Consider the following 10,945-nt stretch of genomic DNA (forward strand, 5'->3'; position numbering starts at 1 on the left):
CCCTGTTTGTTGTAAGGAAAAGTGACCTCAGTCCGCGTCGTAGCCTAAATTCGGCGCTAGCCAGCGCTCAACCTCAGCAACGCTCATTCCTTTGCGCAGGGCATAATCTTCGATCTGATCGCGCTGCAGCTGCGCGACGGCGAAGTATTTGCTGTCCGGATGGCTAAAGTACCAGCCGGAGACGGACGCGCCCGGCCACATGGCGAACGACTCGGTGAGCTTCATGCCGGTATGCGCTTCTACGTCCAGTAACGTCCAGATGGTGCCCTTTTCAGTGTGTTCCGGACAGGCCGGGTAGCCCGGTGCCGGGCGAATGCCCTGGTAGTTTTCGCGGATCAGATCCTCGTTGCTGAGGTTCTCATTGGCCGCGTAGCCCCAGTGCACCTTGCGCACCCGCTCGTGCAGGTACTCGGCGAAGGCTTCCGCCAGGCGGTCGGCAATCGCTTTCACCATGATTTTATTGTAATCGTCGTGCTGCGCTTCGAACGCGTCCGCCAGCGCATCTTCTTCCAGACCGCCGGTTACCGCAAAGGCACCGATATAGTCGGCTTTACCACTTAACTTCGGTGCGACGAAATCGGCCAGGCAGTAGTTGGCAAAACCCACTTTTTCTGTTTGCTGGCGCAGATGGCGGCTGACCGCCAGCACGTGGGTGCGGGTTTCATCACGATAAATTTCGATATCGTCGCCCACGCGGTTCGCCGGGAACAGGCCGACCACGCCGCGCGGATTAAGGGTTTGCTCCGCACTCAGCTTATCAAGCATGTCGTTAGCGTCTTTAAACAGGCGCTTCGCCTCTTCACCGACAACCTCATCTTCCAGAATGCGCGGATATTTGCCTGCCAGCGACCAGGTCATAAAGAACGGCGTCCAGTCGATGTAGTTGCGCAGCGTTTCGATGCTGGCGGTTACCTCCTGCACGCCCAAACGATGCGCGACCGGGGGCGTATAGCTCGACCAGTCAAAGGCCAGATCGTTATCGCGCGCCGCCTGCAGCGTGACGGGCGGCGTGCGCGGTTTCTTGCGCCCGTGCTGGATGCGAACGGTTTCGTACTCTTTACGGGTGCGCGCCACAAAGTCATCGCACTGGGTGTCGGAGAGCAGCGCGGAGACCACGCCGACCGTGCGCGAGGCGTTCTGCACGTACACCGTCGGGCCGCTGTAGTTTTGTTCGATTTTCACCGCCGTGTGCGCTTTCGAGGTGGTCGCCCCGCCAATCAGCAGCGGAATGGTGAAGCCCTGACGCTCCATCTCTTTTGCCACGTTGACCATTTCGTCCAGCGACGGCGTGATCAGCCCGGAGAGGCCAATCAGGTCGGCATTCACTTCGCGCGCGGTCTTGAGGATTTTATCCGCCGGGACCATCACGCCAAGGTCGATAATTTCGTAGTTATTACACTGCAGCACTACGCCGACGATGTTCTTGCCGATGTCGTGCACGTCGCCCTTCACGGTGGCGATGACCATTTTACCGTTGCTGGAGCCTTTCTCTTTGCTGGCTTCGATATAGGGCTCGAGATACGCCACTGCCTGCTTCATCACGCGAGCGGATTTCACCACCTGCGGCAGGAACATTTTGCCCTCGCCGAACAGATCGCCGACCACGTTCATGCCGTCCATCAGCGGGCCTTCAATCACTTCAATCGGGCGGGAGGCCTGCTGTCGCGCCTCTTCGGTGTCGAGTTCAATAAATTCGGTGATGCCTTTGACCAGCGAATATTCCAGACGTTTTTTCACGTCCCAGGAACGCCACTCCGCCTGCTGAACGTTGGCCGCCTCGTCAGATTTGCTGCCGCGGTATTTCTCCGCCAGGTCCAGCATGCGTTCGGTCGCGTCGTCTCGGCGGTTAAGGATCACGTCTTCCACCGCGTCGCGCAGCTCCGCTGGCAGGTCGTCGTAAATCGCCAGCTGGCCGGCGTTAACGATCCCCATGTCCATCCCGTTGCGGATGGCGTAGTAGAGGAACACGGCGTGGATCGCTTCGCGCACCGGGTCATTGCCGCGGAACGAGAACGAGACGTTCGACACGCCGCCGGAGATAAGCGCATGCGGCAGCTCGCGCTTAATGTCTTCACACGCGCCGATAAAGTCCTGCGCGTAGTTGTTGTGCTCTTCAATCCCGGTCGCGACGGCGAAGATGTTCGGGTCGAAAATAATGTCTTCCGGCGGGAAGCCCACCTCTTCGGTCAAAATTTTGTACGCGCGGCGGCAAATCTCAATTTTGCGCTCGCGGGTATCCGCCTGGCCCACTTCGTCGAAGGCCATCACCACCACGGCGGCACCGTAGCGGCGGACCATCTTCGCGTGGTGGATAAAGATATCAACCCCCTCTTTCATCGAGATGGAGTTGACGATGCCTTTGCCCTGGATGCACTTCAGCCCTTTTTCGATGACCTCCCATTTGGAGGAGTCAATCATGATCGGCACGCGGGCAATGTCCGGCTCACCGGCAATCAGGTTGAGGAAACGCACCATCGCCGCTTCGGCGTCGAGCATCCCCTCATCCATGTTGATATCGATAATCTGCGCGCCGCTTTCCACCTGCTGGCGGGCAACGTCCAGCGCTTCGCTGTACTTCTCTTCTTTGATCAGGCGCTTAAACTTCGCCGAGCCGGTAACGTTAGTTCGCTCACCCACGTTCACAAACAGGCTGTCGTCGCCGATGGTCAACGGCTCCAGGCCGGAAAGACGACAGGCAACGGGAAGCTCAGGCAGCTTGCGCGGCGGCAACCCGGCCACGGCGTTGCTCATGGCGGCGATGTGCTCCGGCGTGGTGCCGCAGCAGCCGCCGACGATATTCAGGAAGCCGGACTCGGCCCACTCGCGGATTTGCGCCGCCATGGTGTCGGCATCCAGATCGTACTCACCAAACGCATTCGGCAGACCGGCGTTCGGGTGGGCCGTAACGTAGCATTCCGCGATGCGCGACAGCTCCTGGACGTACTGGCGCAGTTCATCCGGCCCCAGCGCGCAGTTCAGGCCGAAGGAGAGCGCCTCCGCGTGGCGCAGAGAGTTGTAAAACGCTTCGGTTGTCTGGCCGGACAGCGTACGGCCCGAGGCGTCGGTGATGGTGCCGGAAATCATGATCGGCAGGTCAACGCCCAGCGCCTCGAACTCCTCTTTCACCGCGTAAATCGCGGCTTTGGCGTTGAGGGTATCGAACACCGTTTCAATCAGGATCAGATCGGAACCGCCTTCCACCAGCGCTCTGGTCGATTCACGGTAGGCCGCAACCAGCTGGTCAAAGGTGATGTTACGAAATGCCGGGTCGTTCACGTCCGGTGAAATCGATGCAGTGCGGTTGGTAGGGCCAAGCACCCCAGCCACGTAGCGCGGTTTTTCCGGCGTGCGGACCGTCCACTCGTCTGCACAGGCGCGCGCCAGCTTCGCGGCTTCATAGTTGATTTCCGCCGACAGGGATTCCATCTGGTAATCCGCCATGGCGATGGTTGTCGAGTTAAAGGTGTTGGTTTCAACGATATCCGCACCCGCTTCGAAGTACGCGTTATGGATATCCTTAATCACGGACGGCTTGCTGAGCACCAGCAGGTCGTTGTTCCCTTTCAGATCGCATGGCCAGTCAGCGAAGCGTTCGCCGCGGAAATCGTCTTCGCTCAGGCGATAGCCCTGGATCATGGTGCCCATGCCGCCGTCCAGCACCAGAATTCGTTCATTTAACTGCGCACGCAGTTGCTCTACTTTGCTGCTCACACTTGCTCCCGACAACGCTCAACATGGCCAAAAGGCTGCGTTCCATACTGGCATAATCTCGCAGGGTGGAAAAGCCGCTCAGGGGTAACATGAGACATGTTCACCATCACTCCTCCGATCAGTCAGGATAACGGTTGCAAATTCACCAAATAAAACGAAAATGATTTCCACGATACAGAAAAAGGAGATCGTCATGGTCGCGACCGTTCCCGCTAAACGCGGCAGAAAGCCTGCTGCCACCACCGCCGCACAACAGGGCGGACAGGTTCAATCGCTCACGCGCGGTCTGAAGCTGCTGGAGTGGATAGCCGAGTCGCACAGCAGCGTGGCCCTGACGGAGCTGGCGCAGCAGGCGGGCCTGCCGAACTCCACTACGCACCGGCTGCTGACCACCATGCAGCAGCTGGGCTTTGTCCGCCAGGTTGGCGAACTGGGGCACTGGGCGGTGGGCGCGCATGCGTTTATCGTCGGCAGCAGCTTCCTGCAGAGTCGCAACCTGCTGGCGATTGTGCATCCGATTCTGCGCAAGCTGATGGAAGACTCCGGCGAGACGGTCAACCTGGCGGTGCTGGACCAGAGCGACCACCAGGCGATTATTATCGACCAGGTGCAGTGCACGCAGCTGATGCGCATGTCCGCGCCGATCGGCGGCAAGCTGCCGATGCACGCCTCCGGGGCGGGTAAAGCGTTTCTGTCGCAGCTGAGCGAGGAGCAGGTGACGGGGCTACTACACCGTAAAGGGCTCCCCGCCTATACCCACGCCACCCTGGTGTCGCCGGTGCATCTGAAAGAAGATTTGGCCCTGACCCGCAAGCGCGGCTATTCGTTTGATGATGAAGAACATGCCCTGGGGCTGCGCTGCCTGGCGGCCTGTATTTTCGACGAGCACCGCGAGCCGTTTGCGGCCATATCTATCTCCGGGCCGATTTCGCGGATGACCGATGACCGCGTGACCGAACTGGGTGCGCTGGTGATCAAGGCGGCGAAAGAGGTGACGCTGGCGTACGGTGGGATCCGTTAAGATTGAGTGCGGCCTGATGCCCTCACCCCGGCCCTCTCCCACAGGGAGAGGGAGAAAACATGTTGACCTCACCCTGAGGGAGAGGGAGAAAATCGGACACTAAACCGCTGCTTGCGTCGGTAAGCGTACACATCTTCCACATGCCCATTTTTGATCCGCGTTTGCAGCCCGCGCCAGTAGCTGGCGCGGAACAGATCCTCATGCATCTCTTCAAATAACGGCCCGATGCGCGGGTCGGCGCACAGCCAGTGGCGAAACTCTTCGGGAAACACGTCCCCCGGCGATACGCTGTACCACGGTTCACCGGAAAGCTCATCTTCCGGGTAGCGGGGCGGCGGGATATCGCGGAAATTCACCTCGGTCATGTAGCAAATTTCGTCATAATCGTAGAACACCACTCGCCCGTGGCGGGTGACGCCGAAGTTTTTAAACAGCATATCGCCCGGGAAGATATTGGCGGCGGCAAGCTGGCGAATTGCGTTCCCGTACTCTTCAATGGCATCACGCAGCGCCTGGCCGTCGGACTGTTCCAGCCAGATATTGAGCGGCACCATGCGGCGTTCTATGTAGAGATGGCTTATCACGATTTTGTCGCCAAGATCGGTGATTTTGCCGGAGGCTTCCTGCAGTAAAAGCGTCATGAGCGCCGGATCGATCTGCTGCTTATCCAGCACAAAGTTTTCGAATTCCTGGGTATCCGCCATGCGTCCGACGCGATCGTGCTCTTTAACCAGCTGGTAGCAGGCGCGAACATGGGCTGCGGTCATCTCTTTCTGTGGCGCAAACCTGTCTTTAATCACCTTAAATACGCGGTCAAAGCCCGGAAGCGTAAACACCAGCATTACCATGCCGCGAATGCCGGGCGCTTCGATGAACTGCTCATCCGCCGTGGTGACATAGCGCAGGTACTCCCGGTAGCTTTCCGTTTTGGCGTGCTTCTGGCAGCCAATCGCCATATACAGCTCGGCGGTGGTTTTGCCCGGCAGGATCTCGCGTAGCCACTCCACCAGAGCGGCTGGCAGCGGGGCGTACACCATGAAATAGGAGCGGGCGAAGCCAAATACGATGCTGGCTTCGGCGCCGGTGGTCAGGCAGGTATCGACAAACAGTTCCCCGTCGTCGGTACGGTGAATCGGCAGCAGAAACGGCACAATAGCGGTTGGCGTAACCAGTTTGCCCACCAGCCATGCGGCTTTATTGCGGTAGAAAAGCTCGTTGGCGACCTGCAAATGACTGCGGCTGAGCACCTCCGCGCCGAAGATTTCGTTGAGATGCGCGTGGATATAACCGATATCCCGGGTTTTATTTTCCCAGGGCAAGCGCAGCGGCAAATCCGTTAAGACGCGGTGCAGGAGCTTTTCCCAGCCGCGCTCGGGAAAGAAATCTTTCGCCAGCGGACGCGGGATGGTTCGAAAGCGTCGCTCAGGCTGGGAGCTGAAAATAAATAACCGCTCAGGAGATAATGAGCGGTGGTCAAATAACCGGCAATAGACGGAGTTAAAAAAGCTCTCCGCAATCTCGAAGCGCGGGTAGTCGGGTAACAAATGGGTGTAATGCTCTTTGACGCTCAGTAAAAATTCCGCATCCGGACTTTTACCGTCAGTGATACAGCGCAACTGCTCCACCACCAGCCCCACGTGGTGGTCGTAGAGATGGATACGCTGCTTCATCGCCTGCTGAACCGCATGCCAGTCAGCGTGTTCGAAGCGCTGCTGCGCGCCGGAGGTCACTTCCAGAAAACGACCATACTGGGCATCAAAGCCCTGCAAAATGGTTTGGGCAATCAGCAATTCCAGGCCACGCGACATATATTCCCCTTACCCACCCCTCTCCCCAGAGGGGAGAGGGGGAAAAGATTAGAACTGTGCTTCTTCGGTTGATCCCGTTAATGCCGTGACGGAGGAGGTGCCGCCCTGAATGATGGTCGTCACATTATCAAAGTAACCGGTTCCCACCTCCTGCTGGTGAGAGACGAAGGTATAACCGTCTTTGCCCGCCGCAAATTCCGGCTGCTGCACCTTCTCAACATAGTGCTTCATGCCTTCGCCCTGTGCATACGCATGAGCCAGGTCGAACATGTTGAACCACATGCTGTGGATGCCTGCCAGGGTAATGAACTGGTATTTGTAGCCCATGTCGGACAGCTGCTGCTGGAAGCTGGCGATGGTTTTGTCATCCAGCTTTTTCTGCCAGTTGAAGGACGGCGAGCAGTTGTAGGCCAGCAGCTTGCCCGGGTATTTCGCGTGGATGGCGTCGGCAAAGCGTTTTGCCAGCGCCAGATCCGGCGTGGAGGTTTCACACCACACCAGATCCGCGTACGGCGCGTACGCCAGGCCACGGCTGATCGCCTGCTCAATGCCCGCATGGGTGCGATAGAACCCTTCGCTGGTACGCTCGCCGGTAATAAACTCGCTGTCGTACGGGTCGCAGTCAGAGGTGATCAGATCCGCCGCGTCAGCATCGGTACGGGCAATCACCAGCGTCGGCACGCCGAGCACGTCAGCCGCCAGACGGGCCGCAACCAGCTTCTGAATCGCTTCCTGGGTTGGGACAAGAACTTTCCCGCCCATGTGTCCGCACTTCTTCACGGACGCCAGCTGATCTTCGAAGTGAACGGCCGCTGCACCGGCCTCAATCATCGATTTCATCAGCTCGAAGGCGTTCAGCACGCCACCAAAACCCGCTTCTGCATCCGCGACGATCGGCAGGAAGTAGTCAATAAAGCGCGGATCGTTTGGCTCAATACCTGCGGCCCACTGGATCTGATCCGCACGGCGGAAGGTGTTGTTGATCCGATCCACGACCGATGGCACGGAGTTAGCCGGATAGAGCGACTGATCCGGATACATGCTGGACGCCAGGTTGGCATCCGCCGCGACCTGCCAGCCGGAGAGATAAATAGCTTCAATGCCCGCCTTCGCCTGCTGCAGCGCCTGACCGCCGGTCAGCGCACCGAGGCTGTTGATATAGCCCTTTTTGGAACCACCGTGCAACAGCTTCCACATTTTCGCCGCACCGTTCTGGGCCAGCGTGCATTCCGGGTTGACCGAGCCGCGTAATTTCACCACTTCCTCCACGCTGTAAGGACGGCGGATGCCTTCCCAGCGAGGCTGTGTCCACTCTTTCTTTAAGTCTTCGATTTGTTGGGTACGGGTTTTCATGTGCAGATGCTCCATATTGTTATGTGGTGAGTTACGCCAGGAAGCGGTAGCCCGGCAGGGTCAGGAAGTCGATTAAGTCATCAGATGTGGTGATTTGCTCCATCAGGCGCGCGGCGTCGTCAAAACGTCCGCTGCTGAAGCGGTGTTCGCCCAGCTCGTCCTGGATCACCCGCATCTCTTCAGCCAGCATCTGGCGGAACAGGGATTTGGTCACCGGCTTGCCGTTGCTGAGCGTTTTTTGATGGTGGATCCACTGCCAGATCGAGGTGCGTGAGATCTCTGCCGTCGCGGCATCTTCCATCAGGCCGTAGATCGGTACGCAGCCGTTACCGGAGATCCACGCTTCGATGTACTGCACGGCAACGCGAATATTTGCGCGCATGCCCTCTTCGGTACGTTCACCTGCACACGGTGCCAGCAGCTGTTCTTCAGCCGTCGGGGCATCGTCTTCGCGCGTGACGAACAGCTGGTTTTTATTGTCACCGAGTACGCGGTTAAAGACTTCCATTGCCGTATCCGCCAGACCCGGATGCGCGATCCACGTCCCGTCATGGCCGTTACGTGCTTCAAGCTCTTTATCGGCTTTCACCTTGTTGAGCACCTGATTGTTACGCTCAGCATCTTTGCTCGGGATAAAGGCCGCCATGCCGCCCATCGCAAAGGCGCCGCGCTTGTGGCAGGTTTTGATCAGCAGACGCGAGTAGGCGCTCAGGAACGGTTTATCCATGGTAACGACCTGGCGATCGGGCAGCACACGATCGGGATAATTTTTCAGGGTCTTGATGTAGCTGAAAATATAATCCCAGCGCCCACAGTTCAGGCCGACGATGTGGTCGCGCAGGGCATGCAGAATTTCGTTCATCTGGAACACGGCAGGCAGCGTTTCAATCAGCAGCGTGGCTTTGATGGTGCCGCGCGGCAGGTTGAAACGATCTTCCGCGTAGCTGAACACCTCACTCCACCAGGCCGCTTCCTGCCAGGATTGGGTCTTCGGCAGGTAGAAATAAGGGCCGCTACCTTTTGCCAGCAGGTTTTTATGGTTGTGGAAGAAATAGAGCGCAAAATCAAACAGGCTCCCCGGAATGGCTTCCCCACGCCAAGTGACATGTTTTTCGGGCAGATGCAGCCCGCGAACGCGGCAGATCAGAACCGCCGGGTTCGGTTTAAGCTGGTAAATTTTACCGGCTTCGTTGGTATAGCTGATGGTGCCGTTTACAGCGTCGCGCAGGTTGATCTGCCCCTCGATGACCTTACGCCAGTCCGGCGCCAGCGAGTCTTCGAAATCGGCCATAAAGACTTTAACATTCGCGTTCATGGCGTTGATCACCATTTTACGCTCTACCGGACCGGTGATCTCAACGCGACGATCCTGTAAATCTTCAGGAATGCCGCGAATTTTCCACTCACCACGGCGAATGGAAGCGGTTTCCGAAATGAAACCAGGCAACTTGCCATCGTCAATTTCCTGCTGCTGATGAATACGTGCCGCCAGCAGCTTATTACGCTGTGGCGTAAAGCGGGTCACCAGCTCAGTCAGAAATTCTACCGCTTCTGGCGTCAAAACCTGCTGTTCTTGCTCGCCATACGGCTGGGTAAAGGCCAGTTCATCGACCGTCGTTGCCTGTTGAGTCATTACTCTGCTCCTCATCAAAGATCCAAAATCACGCCCCCGATGCGAACGAAAGATCGTTGGGTAGTTTTCGCTCAGCAGAATTAAGACTATCTATATTTTTTCTAAAATCAAAAACAATTTCCATTTTAATTATTAAATGGAATTAATTTGTTGATTTTATTGAGATTAAAGTTTGATCGAATGGTGAGTGGCATTTCGGAAATAAAAAAGGCACCCGAAGGTGCCTGATTTGAATAGCTGAAACGCTTTAGGATCGTTTAATGCAGAAGATTACTCCAGCGTCGGATTCATGTGACGCAGATCGTATGGCGTTATCTGGTAGACGTAATAGTTGAGCCAGTTGGTAAAAAGTAAATTCCCGTGGCTGCGCCAGGTCGCTCTTGGTTTGTTCTGCGGATCGTCTTTTGGGAAATAGTTGTACGGTACTTCCGGATTAAGACCCGCTTCGACATCACGGAAATACTCTGACGCGAGAGTATGCGGATCGTATTCAGGATGCCCGGTCACAAAAGCAATACGTTTATCCTTGCTGGCAAACAGATAAGCATCTCCATCTTCCGTTTCGGCCAGGATCTCCAGATCGGTGTAATCACGAATCAGCTGGGCCGGGAAATCGGCGTAGCGAGAATGTGGTGCCAGGAAAGAGTCATCGAAACCACGTGTCAGCAACGCATGTGGATGAAGAATGTGGTGTTCGTATACGCCGGAGAGTTTTTCAGTACGGGTTTGCTTGGGGATGCCATAAAGAATATTCAGTGCGGCTTGTACCGCCCAACAGACAAACAATGTGGACGTGACGTGATCTTTTGCCCACTCCAGGACCTGTTTGATCTGTGGCCAGTAGGCGACATCGTTAAATTCAACCAGGCCCAGCGGGGCGCCGGTCACAATCAGTCCGTCGAAGTTTTCACCCTGAATGTCATCGAAGTTGCAGTAGAAGTTGTTTAGGTGCTCAGAAGGCGTGTTACGTGACTCACGGGCATCGATTCGCAGCAATTGAATATCGACCTGCAGCGGGGAGTTAGAAAGCAAACGCAGGAACTGGTTCTCTGTTTCGATCTTTTTCGGCATCAAATTGAGAATGAGTACCTTCAGCGGGCGAATTTCCTGACCTGTCGCACGCGAAGCCGTCATAACGAAGACGTTTTCTTCACGTAAGAAATTGACGGCTGGTAGCTCGTCCTGCACCCGAATCGGCATAACCTGACTTCCTCACAATATACGTATAAACGTTTAGACATCCAGACAGCTAACGATACCGAGAAACGATCGGAATGTCGAGTCTGCAAGTCGAAGGTGAGAAAGTTTCAGGGAGAGGAGAAAACAAAAGCAAAAAACCCCGACCTTACGGTACGGGGTTCTTCTAATTGATGCCTGGCAGTTCCCTACTCTCACATGGGGAGACCCCACACTACCATC

The 10,945-nt window shown here is 56.6% G+C and carries 6 protein-coding genes; 1 reads left to right on the plus strand and 5 read right to left on the minus strand.

The genetic code is table 11. The annotated features are described in order from the left end of the window. Nucleotides 1-27 precede the first annotated feature (27 nt). Nucleotides 28-3,711: a methionine synthase gene (gene metH / locus AC3WOK_RS22280; protein WP_447854941.1), complete on the minus strand. Its 3,684-nt coding sequence runs from the start codon at nucleotides 3,709-3,711 to the stop codon at nucleotides 28-30. A gap of 193 nt (nucleotides 3,712-3,904) precedes the next feature. Here metH and iclR point away from each other — a divergent pair, with 193 nt between their 5' ends. Further along, nucleotides 3,905-4,732 carry a glyoxylate bypass operon transcriptional repressor IclR gene (gene iclR / locus AC3WOK_RS22285; RefSeq protein WP_074164757.1) on the plus strand — a complete coding sequence of 276 codons (828 nt, stop codon included), beginning with the start codon at nucleotides 3,905-3,907 and terminating at the stop codon, nucleotides 4,730-4,732. Nucleotides 4,733-4,800: 68 nt separating this feature from the next. On the opposite strand, the gene aceK is transcribed toward iclR, so the two are convergent. The 4 genes from aceK to metA form a co-directional block, all read right to left on the minus strand. Next, nucleotides 4,801-6,540 carry a bifunctional isocitrate dehydrogenase kinase/phosphatase gene (gene aceK / locus AC3WOK_RS22290; RefSeq protein WP_447854939.1) on the minus strand — a complete coding sequence of 580 codons (1,740 nt, stop codon included), beginning with the start codon at nucleotides 6,538-6,540 and terminating at the stop codon, nucleotides 4,801-4,803. A 48-nt stretch (nucleotides 6,541-6,588) separates the two neighbouring features. Further along, entirely contained in the window at nucleotides 6,589-7,893 is a 1,305-nt protein-coding gene (gene aceA, locus AC3WOK_RS22295; RefSeq protein WP_492355122.1) for an isocitrate lyase, read from the minus strand. A gap of 31 nt (nucleotides 7,894-7,924) precedes the next feature. After that, nucleotides 7,925-9,526 carry a malate synthase A gene (aceB, locus tag AC3WOK_RS22300; RefSeq protein ID WP_059312977.1) on the minus strand — a complete coding sequence of 534 codons (1,602 nt, stop codon included), beginning with the start codon at nucleotides 9,524-9,526 and terminating at the stop codon, nucleotides 7,925-7,927. 270 nt (nucleotides 9,527-9,796) lie between these two features. Continuing rightward, the gene (gene metA / locus AC3WOK_RS22305; protein WP_059312978.1) at nucleotides 9,797-10,726 is read right to left on the minus strand and encodes a homoserine O-acetyltransferase MetA; all 930 of its coding nucleotides are present in this window, start codon (nucleotides 10,724-10,726) and stop codon (nucleotides 9,797-9,799) included. Nucleotides 10,727-10,945 lie beyond the last annotated feature (219 nt).

It is taken from the genome of Enterobacter sp. FW301-JW81 (assembly GCF_058788735.1).